This window comes from Luteibacter sp., assembly GCF_009912395.1.
Classification (GTDB): domain Bacteria; phylum Pseudomonadota; class Gammaproteobacteria; order Xanthomonadales; family Rhodanobacteraceae; genus Luteibacter.
The window spans coordinates 58,463-81,103 of the sequence record NZ_WNDO01000016.1 but is presented as its reverse complement, the minus strand read 5'-3'; the positions used below and the strand labels follow the sequence as shown (position 1 = coordinate 81,103).

The window sequence follows — 22,641 nt, the reverse complement described above, 5'->3', positions numbered from 1 at the left end:
GGATCAGGACAGCGCGGTGAGCTGCGTGGCGCCGATGACGCCGATGAACACCACCGAGAGCATCCAGAAGCGAGCCGGGTCGCGCCAGACGCAGACGCCCAGGCAGACCACGCCCAACACGCAGGACACGATGCCGGCCGCGGTCAGGCCCAGTGCCAGCAGCGACGGATCGTCGCCGCCGCCGGAGGCGAGCATCATGGGTCGGAAGATGGCGTACCACGCCAGGACCAGGCAGGCGCCACCGACGACGCCGAGCAGCCATGTGGCCGGGTGGTTCTTCGGAAGAAGCTGGATGCCGAGATAGATGGCTAGAACGACGACAGCAAAAACGACGAGCAACAAGGCCATGCAATAACCCCTTTGTCGTGACTGGTGCGGTCCCCACCGCGAGAGTCGTTCCGTCGAGCATGGACCATGATGGAGGTCAGGTCATGCTGCGCCGCGCAAGGGGAGGGCCCGCGCCCCGGCTCGGGGCTTTCGTCGCCCAAGGAGCGGTTTCGTCGGAATCGCCGTCCGTACGGCCATGTGCCGTCGTATCCTCCCGGCGCACTGTATGGAGGGGGTGGCATGGCAAGCTTGAAGTTTCTCGGACGCATTGTGGTGGCGTGGGTTGCCGCGATGTGCGTCCTCCTGGTGGCCTGGGGAGCGATCGGCTGGAATCGCGGCGAGCTGCCGTGGATATTCACCCTCGCCTGGTTCGTCGGGTTGATGGTGGCGCTCGCCCGGGGCGTCACGCATCTGTATCGCGTTCGGGTGATCGCCGGACGCATCGATGCCGAGACGGTTTCCAACCGGCAGCGCCGTCGTGTCGAGGTGCCATTCGCCGCAGACGAGGCTTTCGACATCGTGGAGGCGGTGATGCGCGAGCTGCCGAATGTGCATGACCTGCGTGGCCCAAGGAGCGGTCTCCAGTTGCGGGCGACGATTCGACTGCCGCAGCCGGCCGACGCCGCGTCGCGACGGATACGTACGCCTCGTGCCACGTTCGATCGAAACACCCATATTTCGGCGACGATCACGCCGTCGGACGGATCGTGCAGCGTGATGTTCGTCTGCGAGCCCGACAGCGGCGCGTGGACCGACTGGTTCAATCCCGACATGGGCACGTCGCTGGAGTACGTCGAAACCCTGGTACGCGCGACGACGCAGCGCATGGGTGATCGCCGCAACCGGGAGCGTGCCGATGCTCGCCAGACGGCGATGGAAAAGGAACTGACAGCCGCGCAGCTCGGGCTGCTGCAAGCGCAGGTCGAGCCGCACTTCCTCTACAACACCCTGGCCAGCGCGCAGGAACTGGTACGCACCGATCCGGCCCGTGCCGATCGCATGCTCGGCCATCTCATTGACTACCTGCGACGCTCGTTGCCGCGTACCGACGGTTCGCTCTCCACACTGGGGCAGGAGCTGGAACGGTCCACGGCATGGCTGGAGATCATGCAGCTGCGCATGGGAGAGCGCCTCGCTGTGCATGTCGATGTGCCGGAGCACGCCATGCCGACGCCGATGCCGTCGATGATGTTGCAGACGCTGGTGGAGAACGCGATCAAGCACGGCCTCGAACCCAAGCCTGGTGGCGGCGGCATCTGGATACGCGCGGGCGTCGATACCGCCGTGCTGTCCATCACGGTGGCCGACGACGGCATGGGGTTCCGCAGCGATGGCGCGGGCACGGGCATCGGCCTGAAGAACCTGCGCGAACGCCTGAGGCTCACGTACGGCAGCGCCGCTGGCTTCACCATCGGCAACAATTTTCCCGACGGTGTTGCCGCCACCATCGTGCTGCCGGTCAGCGGGGGAGGCATCCATGGCTAAGTGCATTGTCGCCGAAGACGAAAAGCTGCTCAGCGCCGCGTTGCAGCGTGAGTTGGCGATGGCGTGGCCGGAGCTTGAGATCGCCGAGGTGGCCGAGGACGGAGGCGCGGCTCTGGAAGCCATCGCCACGCACCAGCCCGACGTGGCGTTTCTCGATATCCGCATGCCGGGACTTACCGGCCTGGAAGTGGCCGCGGCGGCGGCGGACGCGAGTCCGCACACCCTGGTCGTCTTTATCACCGCCTACGACCAGTACGCCGTGGACGCCTTCGAGCGCGGCGCCATCGACTATCTGCTCAAGCCCGTTACCGCCGATCGACTGGCGCACACGGTGGCACGCCTGCGAGGTCGCCTGGTCGACGCTGCGAGCCACGCGCAGCGAGGCGCTCAGGTGGCGCGCGACATGCTCGAGCGCTACGTCGAGCAGTCCGACGAGCCACTCACCTGGATCACCGCGAGTGCCGGTCGCTCGACGCGCCTGATTCTGGTGGAGGACGTGCTGTATTTCCGCGCCGACAACAAGTACACGCTGGTGGCCACGGCCGATGGCGACGCTTTGTTGAGCCGGCCTATCCGTGACCTGCTTCGCCAGCTCGATCCCCGGATATTTCGCCAGATCCATCGTTCCACGATCGTCAACCTGCGCCAGGTGTCCTCGGTGGAGCGCGACGATACGGGTAAAGGGTGCCTGCGCCTGCGTGGACGGCCCGAGACACTCAGTGTCAGTCAGCCATTCATGTCCATCTTCCGCGCGATGTGACGAAGGAGAATCCTATGCGTATGCTCATCGCCATGCTTTACGGACTGCTCAATCTGGTCGGATGCACCGATGCCCAGAACCGCAGCATTGTCGTGTCGTCGAAGGAAAATGGCGCCGTGACGCTGGATAGCGTGACCCGCGTCGAGATGGGGCGGGCGGAATTCGCGTGCAATGAAAGTCGCAGCGGCAAGTGCTACTACACGGTGTTCCACGAAGGGGCCGAGGTGCGGCGGTTCACGCTAGTGGCCGCGGAGCATCGCCGCATGGATGGGTTGCCGGCGGGATTCGACCAATGTGTCAGTACGGATGAGGGGCACGTGTCCCCATCGTGCAAGCCGGTCAAAGAAACGCCGGGAGCGTAGCTCCCGGCGCGATGGCAGGCTTACTGCCAACCGGTGGTGTAGGTCCATCCATGCGGATGGATGGAAACCTCCGGTACGTACTGTCCTTCGCAATCCACGGTGTTGCAGGCGGCGGTGATGCTGATGTTGCCGGGCAACGTATAAGCGGTAACGATGGTGTTCGGTACGATCCAGCCCGGATCGGCACCGTTGCTGTTGCAGACGACGGTTTCTTCCACCTTGTATGCCGTGTGGATATTGCCGCCGTGACCGCTGCGGCCGTCACAAAGAAGATACTGCTGGCCGACATAGTTGCCGGCTTCATCCAGGTACTTTACGGACTGCGAGTTGATCGGGCGGGCCTGCGCGGTGCCGGCGAAACAGGCGGCGACCACGGCGGCCATGACGAACCCCTTCATCATCATCTTCATCCAACTTCCCCTAGTGGATTGCAGGCGAATCCTGCGGGAAAGACGTTATGGCGGGACGGTGTAGGGGTCTGTAGGCGCATCCTGCAATTGGTGTAGGAAAACGCCTACAACCCCTCCCAGCCTCAGTTCGCGTTCCGAGGCACGACCGTGAAAGTGATGTGGGACGGATGGGTCGTATCGTGATGCACGACGTTGTGCGCGATCACGCCCTTGTCCTCGTCGTAGTTGTTACCCCCGGTGTTGAGATTGCGGTCGAAGCGGGGGAAGTTACTGCTGGAGATCGCTACGCGAAGCTTATGACCTGCGGCGAAGTAATTGCTGGTGTCGATCGGCTGGAAGGTCACCTTGTACACCTCGCCATCCTTCATCCACACCGGCGGCTTGTCGTAGCCGTCGCGATAACGCATGCGCTGGATATTCTCGGTGAGGTTGTATGCCTTGCCGTCCGGCTGGACATCCATCACCTTGAACGTGAAGTCGGTGTCCTTCGCATCGGAGGAGACGTAAAGCGTCACGGTGATCGGTCCGCTGACCTCGGTGCCTTCCTTGAAGGGCTCGGAGTCGTACACGAGGATGTCGTTGCGCGTGAGCTGCGGGTTCTGGTCGTACGAGCCGAACTTCACTGCGGTGCCCTGGCAGCAACCGCCGCCACCCAGCGTGGTTACCGGGTTCATTGGATCATAGATGAAGCGGTCGGGCTGGTCGGTCGCCGTGGGTTCGGCGACGAGCTTGCCGTCGCCGTAGAGCGTGTTCGCCTTGCCCGCACTCGTGAAATACAGGTCGCGCGAGATCGCGCCGGCCGGCGGCCAGGTGGGCGAGTCGTGCCATTTGTTTTCGCCCATCACGTAGTACATCACCTTCGGCTGCTTATCGACGATGGGGCTGTCGATGCCCTTGAGGTACTTGTCGAACCAGCCGTAGACCAGGCCGTCATAGTCGAAGCGCGCGTCGCCGACATCGAGGTCGCCGATCACCGTGTGCTCGGTGGCGCGGGTGTAGGCACAGTGCAGCACCGGGGCGATCACCGCGTACTGCTGGTCCGCGATGGCCTTCGGCGCGGTGGCTCGCACGTGGTTGTAGGCGGCGAGATTGGGGGACACGGACACGTCGAACCAGCTCATGAACCACAGGCCCGGCTTGTTGATCTTCATGTTGTCGTGCCAGAGGCCGCCCTTGTACCAGGCGGCGCTGTTCGGCGTGCGGGCGATCATGTTGCCGCCGGTCGGATTGTCCATGGCGTCCGCGAAGATGCCCTTGGGGCCGTCGATGGACTTCATGATGTCCTTTTCGGGCAGGTGCCAGAATGCCTTGTCCCAGTCGGCGGGCGGCATCTGCGGGTCGAGGTCGAACGCCTTCGACGCACGGATCAGGTCGGCCTGGGAGGTGTTCGCGGGGAACATCGGGCGAACCTGGTTCTGTTCCTCGTAGAGCCAGTCGATGAAGAGCATCTGCACGGCGCCACCGCGATACCAGTTGCCCTGTTCGTAGTACGGACCCACGCGGCCCACGCCCGCGCCGAAGCCTTGCACGTTGAACGTGGCCAGGCCGGGTTCGCCTTCCGCCACCACGGCCATCTGCCATTCGGCGGTGGAGGAGCAGCCGGTGGTGCCGACCTTGCCGTTCGACCAGCCCTGCGACGTAAGCCAGCGTACCGCGTCCACGCCGTCCGAGAGCGGGGCGCCGAGGATGTCGTAGTTGCCCTCGGAGAAGTAGTGGCCGCGCTCGTTCATCGTGACGTACGCGTAGCCGCGTTTCACCGCCGCCAGTTCGCGGCTCATGTCGCGCGGTGCGCCGAGCTTCACGTCCCAGAAATTGAAGTTGTACGGTGTGCGCACGAAGATCGTGGGCACCTTGCCCGTGGCGTTCTTCGGTCGGTAGACGTCGGCGGCCATGCGCTTGCCGTCGCGCATCTTCACCATCACCTTGCGGTCGACGATGGCGACGTCCTCGAGCTGCTTTTCCAGGTCGTTGCGCTTGACGACGGCGGCTTTCTGCTCGGGAGTGAGTTGTACGGCCTGGGCCGCGACAGGTGCCGTGACGAGAGCGAGGCAGAAGCTGCCGACCGCCACCGACAAGGCGGTGCGGACTGGGCGGAAAGGAATGCGCATGGTGAAGCCCCTGGGCTGGAACGAAGGGTCGAGTCTGGCAAAGCGCCCATGGCAGGTAAATCGTGACTTCTGGCAGGGCTTGGGGGCTTGACCTTAACTTTGGTTGAGGTTGTTCAATGCAGGTACCCCACCGATTCATGGAGCCCCGCCATGCGCCTCACCCGGATCACGCTGCCTTCCATCGACGTGGCCGCCTGCCTCGCGTTCTTCCGCGACGTCATGCAGCTGCGGACCCTCGACCATACCGTGCAGGTCGGTTGGACAAGGATCGACATCGTTCCTGCGTTCGACGTCACGGGTAGTGTCCACCTCGCGTTCAACATCCCGCGCAACCGTTTCGCCGCCGCGTGTGCCTGGGTGGCCGAGCGGGCGATGCTGCTGCGCGATCCCATGGGCGAGGAACGCTTCCATCTGGATGGCGCATGGCAATCGGATTCGGTGTACTTCGCCGGCCCGCATGGCTCGGTACTGGAGCTGATTGCGCGACACCCTCTTGCGCTCGATGGCCCCGGAGGCGCGCCGTTCCACGGCCGCGAGATCGCCTGCGTGAGCGAACTGGGCCTGCCGACGGCCGATGTGCCCGGTCTGGTCCGCTCGCTGGTGACCCGCATGGGCATCGCGCCCTTTGGCGAGATCTCCGATGTGTTCACTCCCATGGGCACGCACGAGGGCTTGCTCATCGTCGTGGACCGAGATCGCCTCTGGTTTCCCGAGCTACGCCAACCACCCGGTGCGAATGGCGTCTCGGCGACCCTGGACGGCGTGCTGCCAGAGAGCCGGGTCGTCGACGGCCTGGGCTGGACCTTGACCGGCGCCGTACCCGACGACATGGCATGGCTGGCGCAGTCGCGGCGGATGGTCGCCTATTAGGGTGATGTGAGGTCGATGGTGGTGGTGCGCCCGGCGATGATCGGTGCGCCGCGCGCATGGCGTTCGTCGCCCTTGGTCGCCACATCGTATTGACCTGGTGCGAGGTCCTTGACGATGAAATGCCCATGGTCATCCGACATCACGCCGACCATGGCGCCGCCATCGGCGATCACCACGACCTGGGTGTTCGGTGCGGCATGGCCGTCCAGTGTCCCCTGGGGAGCGTCGGTGGCGACCGACGCGAACGGCAGCAAAGCGAGAAAGGCCAGGGTGCGAAGGGGCATGGCGTCGATCCGAAGCTAAGGAATGGCAAGCCTGTGGCACGCGTGGTTGTGCGTATTGCACATGCGAAATGGATGTTCGCCTATGCTTGCCCCTGAGTAACGCGTCCAGGGGCGATCCATGTCTTCCACCGAAACCTTCAAGTTCATCCTCATCCTGCTGGTCGCCATCCTTGCGCTGGAACTGATCGCCCGGCGTCTGCGCCTGCCTACCGCCGCCGCGTTGCTGGCCGGCGGCATCGGCATCGCCTTCCTTCCCGGCGTGCCAGCGGTGACGTTCGATCCGGAGCTGGTGCTGATCGTGTTTCTGCCCCCGCTGCTGCAGGACGGCGCGTTCTATACCGTGTGGTCGGACTTCCGACGCTATCTCGGCGGCATCCTGTGGCTGGCGGTGGGCGCGGTGATCTTCACCACCTTCGCGGTGGGCGCCGTGGTGCATTGGGTGTTGCCCTCGCTGCCCTGGGCTGCCTGTTTCGCGCTGGGTGCGGTGGTGTCGCCACCGGATGCCGTGGCCGCCAAGGCGGTGCTGGGCAAGGTCAGGCTGCCGCGCCGGCTGATGGTGTTGCTGGAAGGCGAGAGCCTGCTGAACGATGCGACGGGCCTGGTGCTGTTCCGCTTCGCCGTCGTGGCCGCGTTGACGGGCGCCTTCAGCTTCCAGGGTGCGGTGCTGAGCTTCGCGGGTCTCGCGCTGGGCGGTATCGCCGTCGGCGCGGTGGTCGGCTTCGTGCTGGTCTGGGTGCTCCGTCGCATCGATCACATCTTTCTCGCCATCACGGCGTCCTGCCTATCACCCTGGGCCGCGTACATCGGTGGCGAAAGCGTGCACGTGTCCGGTGTAATGGCCACCGTCACCACGGGCATCATCTTCGGCTGGTACCAGCACGACGTGTTCTCGGCGAACGTGCGCGTGCGTGGCACGTCGTTCTGGGCGGTGATGATCTTCCTGCTCGAAGCGCTGGTCTTCATCCTGATCGGCTTCTCGCTGCGCGGCGTGGTCGAACGGCTGGGTGGCCTGGGTGCCACGCTGGACCAACTGGGGCTGCCGATCCTGGCGGTGCTCGGCGCGGTGATCCTTTCTCGCTTCGTCTGGGTCTACGCCACCGATTACCTGCGCGTGCCCCTGGGCCGCCTGGTGGGTCGCAAGCCATTGCCGCCATCGCCGCGTGCGTCCTTCCTGCTGAGCTGGGCGGGGATGCGCGGCGTGGTTACCCTGGCCATCGCGCTGTCCTTGCCCGAACAGATGCCCGGTCGCGATCTCACGCTGGCCGCCGCGTTCGCCGTGATCCTCGTGACGGTGGTGGTGCAGGGCGGCACCATGGCGCCCGTGATTCGCTGGCTGGGACTCGATCGGGCGACGCACGAGGACACCCAGCATCTCAACGAGGCCCAGGCGTCGGTGCTCATCGACACCGCTCAGTTGGATGCGGTTCGCGCACGCGCCTATGACGAGGCGGGCAACCTCATCCATCCGCGCCTGCTTGAGCAGTACTCGTACCGTGTCGGTATCGCCGAGCGCTATGCCGCCGCCCCGCAGAACCACACCGGTGGCCGTGAATCACATTACGACGTGATACTGGCCGCCATCGCGGCGGGACGCACGGAACTGCTGCGCTTGCATCGCGCAGGACGCATCCACGACGAATTGCTTCACTACATCGAGCGCGATCTCGACCTGCAGCAGATCTCGGCGGAAAACGACAGGCAGAGCCCCTGAATCAGCCGCGCTTGAGCGAGGCGACGAAGCGCACCGCCTTGTTCAGGGCGGTGCCCACGAAGGGCAGGCGGCCCACGGGAATCGAGATCACCGCGACTTCCTCGCGCTGGAGATGGATGTTCGCGGTGGCGTGACCCCAGGCCAGTTCGAGTTCGTTGGGCTCGCCGGAACGGCTGGGTACGGCATCGTGCGTGACGCGCTGCACCTCTCGGTAGAAGTGCAGGTGCACGAAGCCGTCGTCGGTGGGACCGGTAACGGCGACGCCTGTCGCGACGGCGGACGCGAAGTGCGACGGACGCACATGCATGATGTTCTTGGTCGATATCGACTGTGCCACGACGGTACGCCTCGCTAGCGGAACGCGGTCGGGCCATGGGTGTGCCCCCTGCGCGAAGCATAGGGCCCGGCTTCACGCAGCGTCCACGGTCGTCTGGGATCAAATACGCCAAATGTGCGCCGGTCGGCATATTCGGCAGGAAAAGCTCGGCAAGCTGCACGGATACCCGACGAAAAGGAACGGATACAGGCTCATGACGACACCGGTCGACGTCTCGCATCGACAACTTGAACGGCTACACGACGACACGCGTGGCCTGGTCGACGCGTTCCGCGACGCCGATTTCGAAGAGGCCGCCTTCCGCGGTCATCTCATCTGCCTGCATGCCCGCGACATGGGTCTGGACGAGCTGCAGGGTGTCGCCGTACGACTGGTCGAAGCGCTTTCCGGTTGGCGTGACGCCGATGTCCCGCACGGCCGTCTCCTGGCCGTTGCCCTCATGATCGAGGACGTCAGCAAGGCCATGCACCAGGCGGTCCTCACCGCCGTCACTGGCGATGACGGGGAAGCCTCGGCCTGACAGGCTCCGGTTTGCGTTGAATCCCTACGTTTTTTTCTCTAAAAAGCGCACTTCTTTCGATCACGTCGTTTTTGTTATAATATAACAAAACAAAGAGCTGTCATCGGGCAGGTGCGAGATGCGTTCGAGGTGCAAGGCGCTTTCCGCGAGAGCGGTCAAGCGTATCGGGCTGGGTGTGATCGTGATGGCGGCAGCGTGGTCGTCCTGTGCGAGTCCCGTCTTGCCAAACCTCGCCGAATCCCCTGAGCGAAGGATCGCGGCCGTACAACCGAGCCGGCCCGCACAGTATGCCCCGTCGAATGACGCGTCGATCCGGACGTCTCGGCCGGTCGCCGTCGCTCCCTCCCTCCCTTTGCACAAACCCTTTTTCTGGTCGCTCCTTTCGTGGGTCGCGATGTTCGTCGCCTTGCTCGTGCTTGCCATGACGGGAGCGATGTCGTGCAAACGCTGGTTGCTGCGACACCAGGGTGATCCCGTGGCCGGAGCCCCATGAACTTGCGGGTTGTTGCTACGACAGCATTGTTATAACGTAACAATAAGTTGGAGATCGCCCATGTCGCGCCATAACCTGTTCCTCGTCCTTGCCTGTTCCTTCTCTATCGCTGGGCCATCGTTCGCCGCCGAACGACATCTGGGGGCCCATGTACATGGACAGGCGACGGTCGATGTCGCCATCGACGGCGACCACTTGCAGGTCGGCCTGCATGTACCCGGGCACGACGCGGTGGGATTCGAGCATCCGCCGACCAGCGACGCCGAGAAACGAACGCTTGCCCATGCCATCGCCACCTTGAAGGCGGCGCACTGGCTGGAGCCGGCGAAGCGTGCCGGATGCCGCTTGCTCGGGGCGAATGTCTCCGCGCCTGCGTTGCAAGGCGTGCCCACCGGCGGACACGCCAATGTGGACGCCACCTATGACTTCAGCTGCGCCGACATGACGAAGCTCGACGCGCTGGATATTCGCCTGGTCGAGGCCTTTCCCTCGGTGCAGCGCATCGTAGTCGACGTGGTGTCGTCATCCGGCGGGGGCGAGCAGGTGCTGGAACGCGGTGTCGTAAGGGTCGACATCAAGCCATGAACCCGGCGACAGGTTCTCTCGTTGGCTGCCATGGCCTGCGTTACGCGTGGCCCAAGGCCGCACGCACGCTCGTGATCGACGACTTCGATGTCGCGCAGAATGAACGGCTTTTCCTTTGCGGCCCCAGCGGCAGTGGCAAGAGCACCTTGCTGGGGCTCATGGCGGGTGTGCTGCGGGCGGCGTCCGGGGATGTCGTCTTGATGGGGCAGGGGCTTTCGTCGATGAGGCCGGGAGCGCGCGACCGCTTTCGCGCCGACCACGTCGGCTACATCTTCCAGCAATTCAACCTGCTGCCCTTTCTCGATCCGGTGGAGAACGTGCTCATGGGCTGCGCCTGGTCGAAAGCGCGTCGCCGCCGTGCGGGTGGCGTTCCCTCGTCGCTGCGCATGGAGGCCGTGCGGTTGCTGCAGGCGCTGGATCTCGATGGCGATGCCATACGTCGCGCGCGCACCCACGAGCTGAGTGTCGGTCAACAGCAGCGCGTGGCGGCAGCACGCGCGCTGATTGGCGGTCCCGAGCTATTGCTCGCGGACGAGCCGACATCGGCGCTCGATGGCCGCAGTCGCGATGCGTTCCTGCACCTGCTCCTCGCGGAATGTGCGCGGCACGGTACGGGGGTGGTCTTCGTCAGTCATGACATGAGCCTGGCCCGGCATTTCGATCGCGCGGTGACGCTCGGCTCGTCGGCGCAAGGAATCGAAGCCTGATGAACCTGTTCCGCCTCACGCTGAAGAGCCTGCGCCAACGACGCGCAGGCGTCGTCCTCACCGTGCTGACCATCGCGCTCAGTGTGTTCCTCGTGCTTGGCGTGGAGCGTGTCCGCACGGACGCGCGCGAAGGATTCGCCAGCACCGTGTCGGGCACCGACCTGCTGGTGGGTGCGCGTTCGGGGCCGGTGAACCTGCTGCTTTACGCCGTGTTTCACGTGGGCGAGGCGACCAACAACATCACCTGGAAAACCTACCAGGACATCCGCGCCATGCCGGAAGTCGCGTGGACGGTGCCGTTGTCGCTGGGCGACTCGCATCGCGGATTCCGCGTTACCGGCACGACATCGGCGTTCTTCGAGCATTACCACTATGGCGGTGGTCGCGCCCTGCGTTTCGACCAGGGTGGGCCGTTCGACGACCTCTACGATGCGGTGATCGGCGCCGAGGTGGCTCATCGCCTTGGCTATCATGTCGGCGATCGCATCGTGCTGGCGCACGGCGTGGCCGCGACCAGCGCCTCGTTGCATGCCGACAAGCCGTTCCGCATCAAGGGTATCCTCGCGCCGACGGGCACGCCGGTGGATGCCTCGATCGCGGTGAGCCTGGAAGCCATCGAGGCGATCCATGTCGACTGGCGCGCAGGCGTGCGCTTGCCGGGCATGGCCACCAGTGCCGACCAGGCGCGACACATGGACCTCACGCCTCGCGCAATCACCGCCTGCCTGGTTGGCCTGAAGTCGCGGTTGTCCGTCTTCGCGGTGCAGCGCGCGCTCAACGACTACGACGAAGAGCCCTTGCTTGCCGTGCTGCCGGGCGTGGCCTTGGGCGAGCTATGGCGCTTGGTCGGTACGGCGGAGGGTGCTTTGCGCATCGTGAGCGCGATGGTTCTTCTGGTGGGCATGTGCGGCATGCTCACCGCCTTGCTCGGCATGCTCGACGAACGTCGGCGCGAGATGGCGGTGTTACGCGCGGTCGGCGCCTCGGTGCGCACCGTGTTCGGGCTGCTGGTGATGGAAAGCGCTTTGCTGACGCTGGCGGGGTGCGTGATCGGCGTTCTACTGCTGTCGCTGGTGTCCGTGCTGGCGCGTGATGCCTTGCTGCTGCAGGCCGGGCTCTCGATCGACATCGTGCCCTCGCTTCATGAAGGCGTGTTGCTGGCGGCGATCTTCGCGATGGGCGTGCTCGCAGGTTGCATTCCCGGTTGGATTGCCTATCGCCGCTCGCTCGCCGACGGCTTGCAGGTGCGCCTGTGATCGCCCGTCTTCTCGTTATCGCCGTGTGCCTGCTGGCCGTGGTGGCCTGTACGTCGTCGACTCCCGACGGGGATGCTCCCGCCTCGACGGCGACCTCCGCGCTGGCGCGCGCCCAGGCCGAGGCGGACGCTGGTCGCGCGCGCTTGGCGGCGGCCGGCGCGGCTGGCATGGCGGCGGCCAATGCCTATGGCGTGTCGCGCGGCGTCACCAAGGCGGCAGGCAAAGATGCCGATCTTCTCGGCTTGCCCGATGAGCAAGGCTACGCCGACCTGGACTGGAGCCACATGGTGCCGGTCGAGGACATCAAGCTGCTGGAGGACGCACCGCCCGTCGTGCACGTCGGTACGCAGCGGATGAAACAGGTCGGCACCTTGCATACGGTTCCGGCGCTGGACGGTCGCAAGGTGCGGCTGACCGGCTACGTGGTTCCCCTCGAGTCGGACGCCGATGGGCGGATGACCGAGTTCTTTTTCGTTCCGTTCTACGGCGCCTGCATCCATGTGCCTCCGCCGCCTCCCAACATGCTGGTGCATGTCCGCCTGTCGAAGGGCGTGGACACCCCCAGCCTTTACGACCCGCTGTTGCTCAGGGGCGTCCTGCACGCGCAGGCGATCACCAACGCCATGGCTTCGTCTGCCTATTCGGTGGATGGCGCGGCGCTGGAGCCTTACCGTAACGACGACGAAGAGCGCCTGCGACAGGCCTTCGAATGATGACCTCGACCCTCGATCTATTCCTCGCGTCGCTCGTGCTTGGCGCGACGTCGCTTTCCTCGCGCCTCGTCGTCTGGCTTCCTGGCCTGGCGTTGCGACGTGCATTGCCCTGGCTGCAGTCGCTGGCCGTGGGCTTGCTCCTCGGCGACGCGCTGCTGCATGTGTTGCCCCATGCGCTGGAGACCGGACTCGCCCAGCACGAAGCCATGGGCTGGGTGGGACTGGGTGTGCTCGCCCTGGTGGCGGTCGAGACCTTCCTGCGGTCCGGGAATGTCGAGGTGGCAGCCCCGGGTGTGCCCGTCACGTTCGCCCGAATGAACCTCGTGGGCGATTTCCTCCATCACTTCGTCGACGGCATCGTGCTGGCGGCCGGCTTCATCGCCGGTGGCGCCGCCGGACTGGCGACCTTGCTGGCGGTGGCGCTGCACGAGATACCCCGGGAGATCGGTAGCGCGAGCGTGCTGGTCGCGGGAGGGTATCGGCCGCGCGACGCATTCCGGCTGTCGCTGGGCATGGCGGTGGCGGTGCCTGCCGGCGCGCTCGCCATGCAGTGAGTTCGGCTGGACCAGCACACGACGGGCGCGGCCATGGCGATTGCCTGCGGTACGGTTCTCTATGTGGCGCTGGCCGACATCCTTCCCGGGATCTGGCAGCGTACGGTGGGCGCTTCACGATGGGCGCCGGCACTGGGCATCGGTGTCGGCCTGGTCTTCATGTGGCTGGTGGCCGAGGGCGGTCATCATCACTGAACCGGGGCGAGCCCTTATAGGAAAAATGGAGAGGGCGGATTTCAAAATTTCGGTGCTGGCACGTCGTAGCATTACGAAATTTCTTGCGAGACGCCCGATCCGATGTGTACGTTCCTGCTCTTTCTGCACAGTTTCCGCGGACGGGACGACTGGGCGTCCGTCGCGACGCATCGCCATCCCCTGGCTTACGCCCTCAGTTATGCGCTGTCGTCCCTGCCGCACCTGCGCGCCCAGTTGCGCTGGCTTGCCTTGGTCCGCGACGAGCCGGTCGTCCGCGATGCCGTCCGCCACGACCATCGCCTGCTCGAGCGCTGGCAGCATCGTTACCTGAGTCGCGGTTTCACGCGCGGCGAGCGCCTGGAGCGCGTCTACGACCATTTCCGCTTCGTGGCGACCCGCCTGCCGGCCAGCCTGCTGTCGTCGATGTATGCGCAGGGCAGGGTCGTGCTTTCGCATATCGATCTGGACGACGGCGGAGTGCTCGAACTGGCCTGGGAACCACCGGTGCGGCGCACCTGCGAAGGTGAGCTGGACATGGTGTTGTCCATCGATGGCGTCCGGCTCTATGCGTTGACCCTGGCCTTCGCTCCCTCTCACGGTTACCTCTGGGTGGGCTGCGTGCAGGGGCCGCGCGGCGAAGTCCAGGCGCTCGATGTCCTGCGATGGGCGCAGAAGCGATGCCATGGCCTGCGTCCGCGCCACCTGCTGTTGTCGATGGCCGGTGTACTGGCTCGACATGTCGGGCTGGCGGCCATCCGGGGTACCAGTGACGCGACGCATCCGTTTCGCGGCACCGGGAAACTCAAGGTCTCCTACGACAGCATCTGGACGGATGCGGGTGCTCGGCGCCTGCCGGACGGTTCGTTCGAAGCCGCATCCGCCGACTTCATGCTGCGACCCAAGATCGTGCGTACGACGCACCGCGCCGCCTATGAACGCCGTGAATCTCTGCGCTATCGCATGACGCGCAATCTGCTCGATACGCTGGTTCGTCCTTCGTACGATCGCGAAGAACGTCTTCGCATGGCGCTTGGTCGGACCGATCGGTCGACTGCCCCGGCACCAGTCCTGTCTCCAAGGATGGGCGCCACGGGGTAACCGTGGCGCCGCAGGATCACCGTGCCGCGGGCGGTTCGCCGCCCAGGTAGATGGCGGATGTCGAAGACAGTCCGGAAAGGATCTGATCAAGCGTGCGGCTAGGGAAGCGACGGTCGTACGTGAGTACCCAGGCGAGCAGGTTGGGGTCGTTATCGGTTTCCTTCTGCGCGATACCGGCCGCTTTCTCGAAGAAGGCCGGATTGAGCGTGCCTTCGGTGGAGCGCTTCACCAGCCGCGCAAGCGCATCGCCGTCGGCACGATAGAGATCCCCGCCGTTCGCCTCGGCGAGCTCAGCCATGATCACCAGCGGCTCCGCGGCGAACAGGTGGTAGTGAAGGGCCATCGATTTACGGGCGAGTTCGAGAGACAGCGTGCCATCGGCGGCGATCTGTTCGACGCCCACCTGATAGCTGTCGATACCCCAGCGATAACGGCGCGTGTCGTTCGTGGCGATACCGGCGGCCATCACGGCCATGCCCGCCCAGTACCGATGGTTGTTCTTGCTGTCGGTGCTCCGCGGGCGCGAATCGTAGTAACCACTGTTCGCGTCGGCGAGCATGCCGAACCAAGACGATACGCGCGTCGCTTCGCCCGACGTGGAGAGAGCCGGGCGGACTTTGAGCCACGTGATGGCGTAGGCGCCGAGCATCCAGCCTTGCACGTAGGTGTCCTGGTTGGTGCTGACGTCTTCGAAGGCCTTGTCACTGGCGAAATGCCCAAGCCATGTCGCCACGCACTCCGCCGAAGCGACATCGCCCGTGTGCCGATAATCGTCAGCCATCTTTTCGACGGCGTGCAAGGCGGCCATCAGGGGCTTCATCTGCGCGTCGTAGGCCTTCTTGCGTACCGGATCGATGATCGAGTGCGCGGGGTCCGAGTAGTAGTCGGTCAGCGTCAGCTTTCGCGGTAGATCCGGTGCCGTCGGACAGGAAGAACCATCCTGTCCCCGTGAATGCGCGGACACGGGGGTATCCCAAGGGCTTTGCAGAATGGTGTCGCGAGGGCGTGCGACGCTCGCGGACGTGCCTGCGATGGCGATGCAGGTGGCAAGACAGGAAACCAGGTGTTTCGTCATCGTGATGATCTGCGGAAGGTGGGAGGCGCGATCATCGTCACATGCGCCATGACGCTCTCCTTGCACGAAACCTGCGAGTCATTTCTTGCGTTTAGCAGCCCTTTAGGCGCTTCCGAAGCAGGAGTGACGACGCCTTGCGTTCCCTCGCGTCACTTCTGCGAACAGCGAAAACCACAAAAGATCAAAAAGCAGGCCTGCCTCCCGACGCCACCCGATCGATGGCGGAGAACATCGATGGCTTCGTCGAAAGACAGGCCTGGACCTGGGCTGCGGCGGCAACGAGGTACCCGGCATGACGGTGGATGAGGGACACCGTCATGCCGAGCATCCCTCACGCCCGCATACGCAGCAGCGGAGCGGTGGTGGTCGGCAGTTCACGGGACTTCAGCACATCCACGTAGGTGGCTTCGTCGCTGTTGCTGACCTTGATCCGGAGCGAGGCCGGACTATTGAAGGGGGCATGTGCCGCGGGGCGGAACACGATGGCACAGGCGTCGCCGCTTTCGGCGGCCAGCTGCACGCGGCGGAGGCTACGGTAATCGGCGTCGGGCAACCAGCCGATGACGGCGCCACAGCAGCCGGAACGAAGGCATTGCTCCATGGTCCAGGCCGCTTCCGTGCTGCCGGCATGGATCTCGTGCAGGAAGCGCGTATCGACGCCTGCCGCGGCCAGGGCTGCGCTGTAGGAGATATCGGGCGGCGCGACAAAGATGACGCGGCGATGGTCTTGCGTCAGCGACGCGAGGGCCGGCATCACGAGGTCGAGTTCGCCGAGGCCGCCATGCTCAAAAAGGATTTCGCTCAGGGCGCCTTGCGGCCAGCCTCCGCCGGGAAGCTTGGTGTCGAGCGACGGCCATCCGGTGGACAGGGCGCGTACGCGGCCCTGGCGTTCGACGGGGTGATTCCAGAGGCCGGGATGGTCGAGCACCCGGGTGGGCGACGAAGTGGCGAAGGCGTTCATGGGATCAGGTCCTGCGGAGGATGCCGACGTAACGCCCTTCGATGGCGAACGCGTGACGGCGTGGATCGACCTCGATGGGCTCGAAGTCGGGATTTTCAGGGAGCAGCAGCACGCGGTCGCGCTCGCGACGGAAACGCTTGACGGTCACTTCGTCATCGACGCGGGCGACGACGATCTGGCCATCGTTGGCGCTGTTCGTGCGATGCACGGCGAGAAGGTCGCCGTCGAGGATGCCGATGTCGCGCATGCTCAGGCCCACGACGCGCAGGAGGTAATCGGCGCGCGGGCGGAAGAGGGCGGGGTCGATGTCCACCTGCGACTCGATGTTTTCCTCGGCGAGGATGGGCGAGCCGGCGGCGACGCGACCGATCAAGGGGAGTTCGTTGCCCAGCGCCGCGCGCATGGCCGCCGCGTTGCCGGCGGGCAGGCGGAGGCCGCGATGCTGGGGCGAGCGCTCGAGCACGCCCTTGCGGACGAGCGACTCCACACAGGCCTGCGCCGAGCTGTGGCTGGGAAAGCCCAGGGCATCGGCGATCTCGCGCAGGGTGGGCGGCAGACCCTGGGCCTGCATGTACTCATGCAGGAAGGCGAGGGTGCGCTGCTGGCGCTCGGTGAGGTTTGGTGTCGGCATGCGTACATTTGTACACAGCCGCGTACGGGGATGCAATAGGCCATCCGTTGAAAAAGATCGCACCCGGTATTGCACGTTTATGCACGATTGCATACATTGATGCGTATTCTTTGCCGCTGTGATGCCTTTCCCCGCATGAATCCCGTACGTGCCACCCGCCTTATCTTCCTGCTGTCCGGCATCGGCATGGCCAGCTGGGCCCCGATGGTTCCCTACGCGAAAGCCCGGCTCGGTCTCGATGACGGTGTCCTCGGCCTGGTGCTGCTCTGCATGGGTTGCGGTGCCACCGTCGCCATGCCCCTCGCAGGGTTCTTGACCCATCGCTTCGGCAATCGCGACGTGATCGGCGTCAGCGGACTCCTGCTCTGCATCGCGTTGCCCTTGCTCACGCTCGCGCCGGATGTGTGGTGGCTGGGTGCCGCGCTGCTGTTCTTTGGCGCATCGCTAGGCCTGGTCGATGTCGCGATGAACGCGCATGCCGTCGATGTCGAGAAGGTGCAGGGCAAGCCCATGATGTCGGGCTTCCACGGCCTGTTCAGTGTCGGCGGCCTCGCCGGCTCGGCGGGCATGGCCGCGCTGTTGAAGGCGGGTGCGCCGCTCACGGGTAGCGCCCTGGCCGTGTCCGCGTTGCTGTTGCTGATCGTGCTGACCCAATGGCGGCATTTCATCGTGCGCCACGAGGACGACGAGGCAGTGCGCCACGAAGGCTTCCGCATGCCGGGCGGCGCGGTTTTCCTGCTGGGTTTCCTCTGCCTGGTGACCTTCCTGGCCGAGGGTTCGATGCTGGACTGGAGCGCGGTCTTCCTGCGTTTCTCACGCGGTTTCGATGCCTCGACGGCGGGCCTGGGCTATGCCGCGTTCTCGGTGGCGATGGCGCTGGGCCGGTTGCTGGGCGACCGCATCACGTCGGCGCTGGGTCCCGTGACCATCGTTCGCCTGGGCAGTGCGTTGGCCGCCGCGGGCTTCGTCATCGTGACGACGGTGCCCTGGGGCGCCGCGGCGCTTGTCGGTTTCGTCCTCGTCGGCCTGGGTGCGTCGAACATCGTGCCGGTGCTGTTCAGCGCGGCGGGCCGCCAGAAGGGCACCTCGCCGGGCATCGCGATCGCCACCGTCACCTCGCTGGGCTACGCGGGTATGCTCGCCGGTCCGGCCGCCATCGGTTTCGTCGCCCATGTGAGCAGCCTGCCCATCGCCTTGTTCGGCGTGGCCGTATTGCTTGTCGTCGTATCCCTTTGCGCGTCGATCGCGCGCCGCTGATCCGGAGTTCCTTCCATGCATTCCAAACGCGATGTGGTCATCTTCGATTTCGGCGGCGTGCTCGTCGACTGGAATCCGCGCCATCTTTATCGAAAGCTCTTCGGTGACGACGAGGAGGGCATGGAGCGCTTCCTGTCCGAAGTCACCACCACCGAGTGGAACCTCCAGCAGGACAAGGGGCGTCCGTGGGCCGAGGCAGTGGGTCTGCTTACGTCGCAGCACCCCCAGCATGCCGACCTGATCGCCGCGTACCACGAACGCTGGCCCGAAACCCTCAAGGGGCCCATCGACGACAGCATCACCATCCTGCACGACCTGAAAAACGCAGGGCATCCGCTTTATGGGCTGACCAACTGGTCGCACGAGACCTTCCCGTACGCGCGCGATCGCTACGAATTCTTCGACTGGTTCGACGGCATCGTGGTTTCCGGTGACGAGAAGATGATCAAGCCGGATCCGAAGCTCTACGAGACCTTGCTTGAGCGCTACGACATCGATCCGAAAAGGGCGGTGTTCATCGACGACAACAAGGTCAACGTCGACGCCGCCGAGGCCCTGGGCATCCATGGCATCCATTTCCATTCGCCCGCGCAGTTGCGGAAGGAACTGGTCGAACTGGGTTTCCTGCACGCATGAGCGTCACCGATGCCACGCTGCCGCGTGAGCGGCAGGGCCTGATCCTCGAGCGCCTGCATCGTGACGGCAAGGTCGTCGCCACGGATCTCGCGCTGGAGTTCAAGGTGTCGGAAGACTCCATCCGGCGTGATCTGCGCGATCTCGCCGCGCAGGGCTTGTGCCGGCGCGTCTATGGCGGGGCTTTGCTGGCCCAGACTCCGGTAGCGCCTCTCGGCGAGCGGCATCACGAGCGCGCCGAACTGAAGCGGGTGCTCGGGCGCGTAGCGGCATCGCTGGTCGGGGAGAAGCAGATCATCTTCATCGACGCGGGCTCGACGAACACCGCGCTGGCCAAGGCCTTGCCCGACCATCGTTCGCTGACGGTCGTGACCAACGCGCCGGACGTAGCGACCGCCGTGCTCGGACGGCCCGGGTTCGAGGTGATCCTGCTTGGCGGCAGGCTCGATCCGCGCATCGGCGGCGCCATCGGCTCGCGTACGATTCGCCAGGCACAGGACATCCGCGCGGACCTGTGTTTTCCGGGCGTCTGCGCGCTCGATCCGGTCAGCGGACTATGGACGTTCGACGAGGAAGAGACGGTACTCAAGCAGGCGATGATCGAAGCCAGCGGCGAGACGGTGGTGATCGCCACGCCCGACAAGCTGGTGGCGTCGGCGACGCATCATACGGCGCCGATCACGGCACTGACGCACCTGGTGGTGGCATCGGATACGGATGCGTCCATGTTGGAGCGCTACCGCCACGCAGGCGTGGCAGTCCACCTGTAGGAGCGCGCTTGCGCGCGATGGGGGTGTCGAAACGCCCCCATCGCACGCACCGATCAGCCCGCCTTCTTCTTCGCCAGGCGCAACCAGGTATCGACCACGGTATCCGGATTCAGCGACACCGACTCGATGCCCTGTTCCATCAGCCATTCGGCAAGGTCCGGATGATCGGACGGGCCCTGGCCACAGATGCCGACGTACTTGCCCTTCTCGCGGGCCGTCTTGATGGCGAGGGCGAGCAGCTTCTTCACCGCCGGATCGCGCTCGTCGAACAGGTTGGCGACGATGCTGGAGTCGCGGTCGAGGCCCAGGGTGAGCTGGGTGAGGTCGTTCGAGCCGATCGAGAAGCCATCGAAGATGTCGAGGAACTCGTCCGCCAGCAGGGCGTTCGAGGGCACTTCGCACATCATGATGACCTTCAGGTCGTTCTCGCCCTGCACGAGGCCGTTCTTGCGCAGGACCTCGATCACCTTGCGGCCTTCGTCCAGCGTGCGCACGAACGGGATCATGACCCACACGTTGCCAAGACCCATGGTCTCGCGCACGTGTTTGACCGCCTTGCACTCCAGCGCGAACGACTCGGCGAAGTCCGGCGACACGTAACGGCTGGCGCCGCGGTAGCCGATCATCGGGTTTTCTTCGTGCGGCTCGTAGCGCGAACCGCCGAGCAGGCCGGCGTACTCATTGGACTTAAAGTCGGACAGGCGCACGATGACCGGCTTCGGGTACACCGAGGCGGCGATGGTGGCGATGCCTTCGCCCAGGCGGTCCACATAGAACGAGATCGGATCCTTGTAGCCGGCGATGCGGGCGTCGATGCGTGCTTTGGTCTCGGCGTCCTGCTTGCCGTATTCGAGCAGGGCTTTCGGATGCACGCCGATGTGGCTGGCGATGATCATTTCCAGGCGGGCGAGGCCGATGCCGGCGTTCGGCAGCATGCCGAAGTCGAAGGCGCGTTCCGGGTTGGCCACGTTCATCATGATCTTGAGCGGGGCTTCCGGCATCGCGCCGAGATCGGCGGTAATGCGGTCGAACTTCAGTGTGCCTTCGTAGATCGTGCCGGTGTCGCCTTCGGCGCACGACACGGTGACTTCCGCGCCGTCGGGAATGGTGTCCAGTGCGTTGCCGCAGCCGACCACGGCCGGCACGCCCAGCTCACGCGCGATGATCGCCGCGTGGCAGGTGCGACCGCCACGGTTGGTGACGATGGCGGCGGCGCGCTTCATCACCGGCTCCCAGTCGGGGTCGGTCATGTCGGCCACGAGTATGTCGCCGGGCTGTACCTTGTTCATGTCGGCCAGCGAGCGGATCACGCGGGCACGGCCGGCGCCGATCTTCTGGCCGATGGCGCGGCCTTCGGTCAGCACCTTGCCCCTTTCGTTGAGCTGGAAGCGCTCGAGCGTGGTGGCGTGCGCGCGCGACTTCACCGTTTCCGGGCGGGCCTGCACGATGTAGAGCTTGCCGGTGTTGCCGTCCTTCGCCCACTCGACGTCCATCGGGCGGCCGTAGTGCTTTTCGATGACGAGCGCCTGGCGGGACAGCTCCTCGACGTCCGCGTCGTTGATGCAGAAGCGGTGGCGGTCGTCGATCGGGGTCTCCTCGATACGGACGCGCTCGCCCGGCTGGTCGGAGTAGACCATGCGTTGCTGCTTGGCGCCGAGGCTGCGACGCAGGACGGCGGGCTTGCCTTCCTTCAGCGTGGGCTTGAAGACATAGAACTCGTCCGGATTCACGGCGCCCTGGACGACCATCTCGCCCAGACCGTAGGAGCCGGTGACGAAGACGACGTCGCGGAAGCCGGATTCGGTGTCCAGGGTGAACAGTACGCCGGAGGCGCCGACGTCCGAGCGGACCATGAGCTGCACGCCGGCGGACAGGAAGACGTCCTCGTGCTTGAAGCCCTGGTGCACGCGATAGGCGATGGCACGGTCGTTATAGAGCGAGGCGAAGACTTCCTTCACCTTGTGCAGCACGTCGTCGATGCCGACGACGTTGAGGAAGGTTTCTTGCTGGCCGGCGAACGAGGCGTCCGGGAGGTCCTCGGCGGTAGCGGATGAGCGAACGGCGACGGCGATATCGGTGGCGCCTGCGTCCTTGCAGAGCTTGATGTAGGCGTCACGGATGGCCTGCTCGAGATCGGAGGGCAGGGCGGTGTCGACGATCCAGCCGCGGATTTCCTTGCCGCCGCGGGTCAGTTCGTCCACATTGTCCACGTCCAGCGTGGCCAGTCGCTCGGCGATGCGCTTCGCGAGGCCGCTCTTTTCGAGGTAGGTCTGGAAGGCGTCGGCCGTGGTGGCGAAGCCACCCGGAACGGACACGCCCAGCTTCGCCAGGTTGCCGATCATTTCGCCAAGGGAGGCGTTCTTGCCGCCCACCTTGCCAAGGTCGGTCATGCGTAGCGCGTCGAGCCAAAGTACCAGGTCGCTCAAAGGAAGATCCTCACATCGGTTGGGCGGCGGGCCGCGCTGGAAAAATCAGCGCATTGTCGTAGTGGTATTACCCTTCGCACAAGCGGCGTTGCACAAACTTCCCGACATTTTGG

25 protein-coding genes are annotated in these 22,641 nt (G+C 65.1%); 16 read left to right on the top strand and 9 right to left on the bottom strand.

The window, feature by feature from the left end; translation table 11 throughout:
- Positions 1-3: 3 nt before the first annotated feature.
- Positions 4-348 (bottom strand): hypothetical protein, encoded by a 345-nt coding sequence (locus GAK28_RS15100; protein ID WP_291780779.1) that lies wholly within the window; start codon positions 346-348, stop codon positions 4-6.
- 219 nt (positions 349-567) lie between these two features.
- On the opposite strand from GAK28_RS15100, the gene GAK28_RS15095 reads away from it, so the two are divergent.
- Genes GAK28_RS15095 through GAK28_RS15085 form a run of 3 tightly spaced genes read left to right on the top strand, consistent with a single transcriptional unit; the run spans position 568 to position 2,934 of the window.
- A complete protein-coding gene (locus tag GAK28_RS15095) occupies positions 568-1,812 on the top strand; it encodes a histidine kinase (protein ID WP_291780776.1) in 1,245 nt (414 codons plus the stop codon).
- Positions 1,805-2,572, top strand: a complete 768-nt coding sequence (locus GAK28_RS15090) for a LytTR family DNA-binding domain-containing protein (RefSeq protein WP_291780773.1) — start codon at positions 1,805-1,807, stop codon at positions 2,570-2,572. Before GAK28_RS15095 ends, GAK28_RS15090 begins: the two co-directional genes overlap by 8 nt.
- A 20-nt stretch (positions 2,573-2,592) precedes the next feature.
- The gene (locus GAK28_RS15085) at positions 2,593-2,934 is read left to right on the top strand and encodes a hypothetical protein (RefSeq protein ID WP_291780770.1); all 342 of its coding nucleotides are present in this window, start codon (positions 2,593-2,595) and stop codon (positions 2,932-2,934) included.
- 20 nt (positions 2,935-2,954) lie between these two features.
- On the opposite strand, the gene GAK28_RS15080 is transcribed toward GAK28_RS15085, so the two are convergent.
- Entirely contained in the window at positions 2,955-3,344 is a 390-nt protein-coding gene (locus GAK28_RS15080) for a hypothetical protein (protein ID WP_291780768.1), read from the bottom strand.
- Between the two features lie 122 nt (positions 3,345-3,466).
- Positions 3,467-5,452, bottom strand: coding sequence for a CocE/NonD family hydrolase (locus GAK28_RS15075; protein WP_291780765.1), 1,986 nt, complete (start codon positions 5,450-5,452; stop codon positions 3,467-3,469).
- A 150-nt stretch (positions 5,453-5,602) separates the two neighbouring features.
- On the opposite strand from GAK28_RS15075, the gene GAK28_RS15070 reads away from it, so the two are divergent.
- Positions 5,603-6,322 carry a hypothetical protein gene (locus tag GAK28_RS15070; RefSeq protein WP_291780762.1) on the top strand — a complete coding sequence of 240 codons (720 nt, stop codon included), beginning with the start codon at positions 5,603-5,605 and terminating at the stop codon, positions 6,320-6,322.
- On the opposite strand, the gene GAK28_RS15065 is transcribed toward GAK28_RS15070, so the two are convergent.
- Positions 6,319-6,606 carry a carboxypeptidase-like regulatory domain-containing protein gene (locus GAK28_RS15065; protein WP_291780759.1) on the bottom strand — a complete coding sequence of 96 codons (288 nt, stop codon included), beginning with the start codon at positions 6,604-6,606 and terminating at the stop codon, positions 6,319-6,321. The two genes, GAK28_RS15070 and GAK28_RS15065, sit on opposite strands and share 4 nt — an antisense overlap.
- A 118-nt stretch (positions 6,607-6,724) precedes the next feature.
- Here GAK28_RS15065 and GAK28_RS15060 point away from each other — a divergent pair, with 118 nt between their 5' ends.
- Entirely contained in the window at positions 6,725-8,317 is a 1,593-nt protein-coding gene (locus GAK28_RS15060) for a Na+/H+ antiporter (RefSeq protein ID WP_291780754.1), read from the top strand.
- Between the two features lies 1 nt (position 8,318).
- On the opposite strand, the gene GAK28_RS15055 is transcribed toward GAK28_RS15060, so the two are convergent.
- A complete protein-coding gene (locus tag GAK28_RS15055) occupies positions 8,319-8,654 on the bottom strand; it encodes a hypothetical protein (protein ID WP_291780751.1) in 336 nt (111 codons plus the stop codon).
- A 193-nt stretch (positions 8,655-8,847) separates the two neighbouring features.
- Between GAK28_RS15055 and GAK28_RS15050 the strand changes: the two genes are divergently transcribed.
- The 8 genes from GAK28_RS15050 to GAK28_RS15015 all read left to right on the top strand — a co-directional run bounded on the left by GAK28_RS15050 (position 8,848) and on the right by GAK28_RS15015 (position 14,775).
- Positions 8,848-9,174, top strand: coding sequence for a hypothetical protein (locus GAK28_RS15050; RefSeq protein WP_291780748.1), 327 nt, complete (start codon positions 8,848-8,850; stop codon positions 9,172-9,174).
- A 553-nt stretch (positions 9,175-9,727) separates the two neighbouring features.
- Positions 9,728-10,252, top strand: a complete 525-nt coding sequence (locus tag GAK28_RS15045) for a DUF2796 domain-containing protein (protein WP_291780745.1) — start codon at positions 9,728-9,730, stop codon at positions 10,250-10,252.
- Complete coding sequence (locus GAK28_RS15040; protein WP_291780742.1) at positions 10,249-10,959, top strand: ABC transporter ATP-binding protein; 711 nt, start codon at positions 10,249-10,251, stop codon at positions 10,957-10,959. Before GAK28_RS15045 ends, GAK28_RS15040 begins: the two co-directional genes overlap by 4 nt.
- Positions 10,959-12,215 (top strand): ABC transporter permease, encoded by a 1,257-nt coding sequence (locus GAK28_RS15035; protein ID WP_291780740.1) that lies wholly within the window; start codon positions 10,959-10,961, stop codon positions 12,213-12,215. Before GAK28_RS15040 ends, GAK28_RS15035 begins: the two co-directional genes overlap by 1 nt.
- Positions 12,212-12,928: a DUF3299 domain-containing protein gene (locus tag GAK28_RS15030; RefSeq protein ID WP_291780737.1), complete on the top strand. Its 717-nt coding sequence runs from the start codon at positions 12,212-12,214 to the stop codon at positions 12,926-12,928. The genes GAK28_RS15035 and GAK28_RS15030 overlap by 4 nt, the downstream gene beginning before the upstream one ends.
- Positions 12,925-13,482: a ZIP family metal transporter gene (locus GAK28_RS15025; RefSeq protein ID WP_291780734.1), complete on the top strand. Its 558-nt coding sequence runs from the start codon at positions 12,925-12,927 to the stop codon at positions 13,480-13,482. The genes GAK28_RS15030 and GAK28_RS15025 overlap by 4 nt, the downstream gene beginning before the upstream one ends.
- 33 nt (positions 13,483-13,515) lie before the next feature.
- Positions 13,516-13,677 (top strand): hypothetical protein, encoded by a 162-nt coding sequence (locus GAK28_RS15020; RefSeq protein ID WP_291780731.1) that lies wholly within the window; start codon positions 13,516-13,518, stop codon positions 13,675-13,677.
- Between the two features lie 102 nt (positions 13,678-13,779).
- Complete coding sequence (locus GAK28_RS15015; RefSeq protein ID WP_291780728.1) at positions 13,780-14,775, top strand: DUF535 family protein; 996 nt, start codon at positions 13,780-13,782, stop codon at positions 14,773-14,775.
- Between the two features lie 16 nt (positions 14,776-14,791).
- Here GAK28_RS15015 and GAK28_RS15010 read toward each other — a convergent pair whose 3' ends face one another.
- The 3 genes from GAK28_RS15010 to lexA form a co-directional block, all read right to left on the bottom strand.
- Positions 14,792-15,739 (bottom strand): alginate lyase family protein, encoded by a 948-nt coding sequence (locus tag GAK28_RS15010; RefSeq protein WP_291780725.1) that lies wholly within the window; start codon positions 15,737-15,739, stop codon positions 14,792-14,794.
- Positions 15,740-16,181: 442 nt separating this feature from the next.
- Positions 16,182-16,811 (bottom strand): translesion DNA synthesis-associated protein ImuA, encoded by a 630-nt coding sequence (gene imuA, locus GAK28_RS15005; RefSeq protein ID WP_291780722.1) that lies wholly within the window; start codon positions 16,809-16,811, stop codon positions 16,182-16,184.
- 4 nt (positions 16,812-16,815) lie between these two features.
- Complete coding sequence (lexA, locus tag GAK28_RS15000) at positions 16,816-17,442, bottom strand: transcriptional repressor LexA (protein ID WP_291780719.1); 627 nt, start codon at positions 17,440-17,442, stop codon at positions 16,816-16,818.
- A 135-nt stretch (positions 17,443-17,577) separates the two neighbouring features.
- Between lexA and GAK28_RS14995 the strand changes: the two genes are divergently transcribed.
- From GAK28_RS14995 to GAK28_RS14985, 3 genes are read left to right on the top strand one after another with little or no spacing between them, the layout of a single operon-like run.
- The gene (locus tag GAK28_RS14995; RefSeq protein WP_291780716.1) at positions 17,578-18,699 is read left to right on the top strand and encodes an MFS transporter; all 1,122 of its coding nucleotides are present in this window, start codon (positions 17,578-17,580) and stop codon (positions 18,697-18,699) included.
- Positions 18,700-18,714: 15 nt separating this feature from the next.
- Entirely contained in the window at positions 18,715-19,335 is a 621-nt protein-coding gene (locus GAK28_RS14990; RefSeq protein WP_291780713.1) for an HAD family phosphatase, read from the top strand.
- Positions 19,332-20,102: a DeoR/GlpR family DNA-binding transcription regulator gene (locus GAK28_RS14985; RefSeq protein ID WP_291780711.1), complete on the top strand. Its 771-nt coding sequence runs from the start codon at positions 19,332-19,334 to the stop codon at positions 20,100-20,102. The genes GAK28_RS14990 and GAK28_RS14985 overlap by 4 nt, the downstream gene beginning before the upstream one ends.
- A 53-nt stretch (positions 20,103-20,155) precedes the next feature.
- On the opposite strand, the gene ppsA is transcribed toward GAK28_RS14985, so the two are convergent.
- Positions 20,156-22,528: a phosphoenolpyruvate synthase gene (gene ppsA / locus GAK28_RS14980; protein WP_291780707.1), complete on the bottom strand. Its 2,373-nt coding sequence runs from the start codon at positions 22,526-22,528 to the stop codon at positions 20,156-20,158.
- Positions 22,529-22,641 lie beyond the last annotated feature (113 nt).

Excerpts from the sequence above, each read along its gene's own strand:
- GAK28_RS15100 (WP_291780779.1), bottom strand. The coding sequence starts at position 348 with ATGGCCTTGTTGCTCGTCGTTTTTGCTGTCGTCGTTCTAGCCATCTAT.
- GAK28_RS15095 (WP_291780776.1), top strand. The coding sequence starts at position 568 with ATGGCAAGCTTGAAGTTTCTCGGACGCATTGTGGTGGCGTGGGTTGCC.
- GAK28_RS15090 (WP_291780773.1), top strand. The coding sequence starts at position 1,805 with ATGGCTAAGTGCATTGTCGCCGAAGACGAAAAGCTGCTCAGCGCCGCG.
- GAK28_RS15085 (WP_291780770.1), top strand. The coding sequence starts at position 2,593 with ATGCTCATCGCCATGCTTTACGGACTGCTCAATCTGGTCGGATGCACC.
- GAK28_RS15080 (WP_291780768.1), bottom strand. The coding sequence starts at position 3,344 with ATGAAGATGATGATGAAGGGGTTCGTCATGGCCGCCGTGGTCGCCGCC.
- GAK28_RS15075 (WP_291780765.1), bottom strand. The coding sequence starts at position 5,452 with ATGCGCATTCCTTTCCGCCCAGTCCGCACCGCCTTGTCGGTGGCGGTC.
- GAK28_RS15070 (WP_291780762.1), top strand. The coding sequence starts at position 5,603 with ATGCGCCTCACCCGGATCACGCTGCCTTCCATCGACGTGGCCGCCTGC.
- GAK28_RS15065 (WP_291780759.1), bottom strand. The coding sequence starts at position 6,606 with ATGCCCCTTCGCACCCTGGCCTTTCTCGCTTTGCTGCCGTTCGCGTCG.
- GAK28_RS15060 (WP_291780754.1), top strand. The coding sequence starts at position 6,725 with ATGTCTTCCACCGAAACCTTCAAGTTCATCCTCATCCTGCTGGTCGCC.
- GAK28_RS15050 (WP_291780748.1), top strand. The coding sequence starts at position 8,848 with ATGACGACACCGGTCGACGTCTCGCATCGACAACTTGAACGGCTACAC.
- GAK28_RS15045 (WP_291780745.1), top strand. The coding sequence starts at position 9,728 with ATGTCGCGCCATAACCTGTTCCTCGTCCTTGCCTGTTCCTTCTCTATC.
- GAK28_RS15040 (WP_291780742.1), top strand. The coding sequence starts at position 10,249 with ATGAACCCGGCGACAGGTTCTCTCGTTGGCTGCCATGGCCTGCGTTAC.
- GAK28_RS15035 (WP_291780740.1), top strand. The coding sequence starts at position 10,959 with ATGAACCTGTTCCGCCTCACGCTGAAGAGCCTGCGCCAACGACGCGCA.
- GAK28_RS15025 (WP_291780734.1), top strand. The coding sequence starts at position 12,925 with ATGATGACCTCGACCCTCGATCTATTCCTCGCGTCGCTCGTGCTTGGC.
- GAK28_RS15020 (WP_291780731.1), top strand. The coding sequence starts at position 13,516 with ATGGCGATTGCCTGCGGTACGGTTCTCTATGTGGCGCTGGCCGACATC.
- GAK28_RS15015 (WP_291780728.1), top strand. The coding sequence starts at position 13,780 with ATGTGTACGTTCCTGCTCTTTCTGCACAGTTTCCGCGGACGGGACGAC.
- imuA (WP_291780722.1), bottom strand. The coding sequence starts at position 16,811 with ATGAACGCCTTCGCCACTTCGTCGCCCACCCGGGTGCTCGACCATCCC.
- lexA (WP_291780719.1), bottom strand. The coding sequence starts at position 17,442 with ATGCCGACACCAAACCTCACCGAGCGCCAGCAGCGCACCCTCGCCTTC.
- GAK28_RS14995 (WP_291780716.1), top strand. The coding sequence starts at position 17,578 with ATGAATCCCGTACGTGCCACCCGCCTTATCTTCCTGCTGTCCGGCATC.
- GAK28_RS14990 (WP_291780713.1), top strand. The coding sequence starts at position 18,715 with ATGCATTCCAAACGCGATGTGGTCATCTTCGATTTCGGCGGCGTGCTC.
- GAK28_RS14985 (WP_291780711.1), top strand. The coding sequence starts at position 19,332 with ATGAGCGTCACCGATGCCACGCTGCCGCGTGAGCGGCAGGGCCTGATC.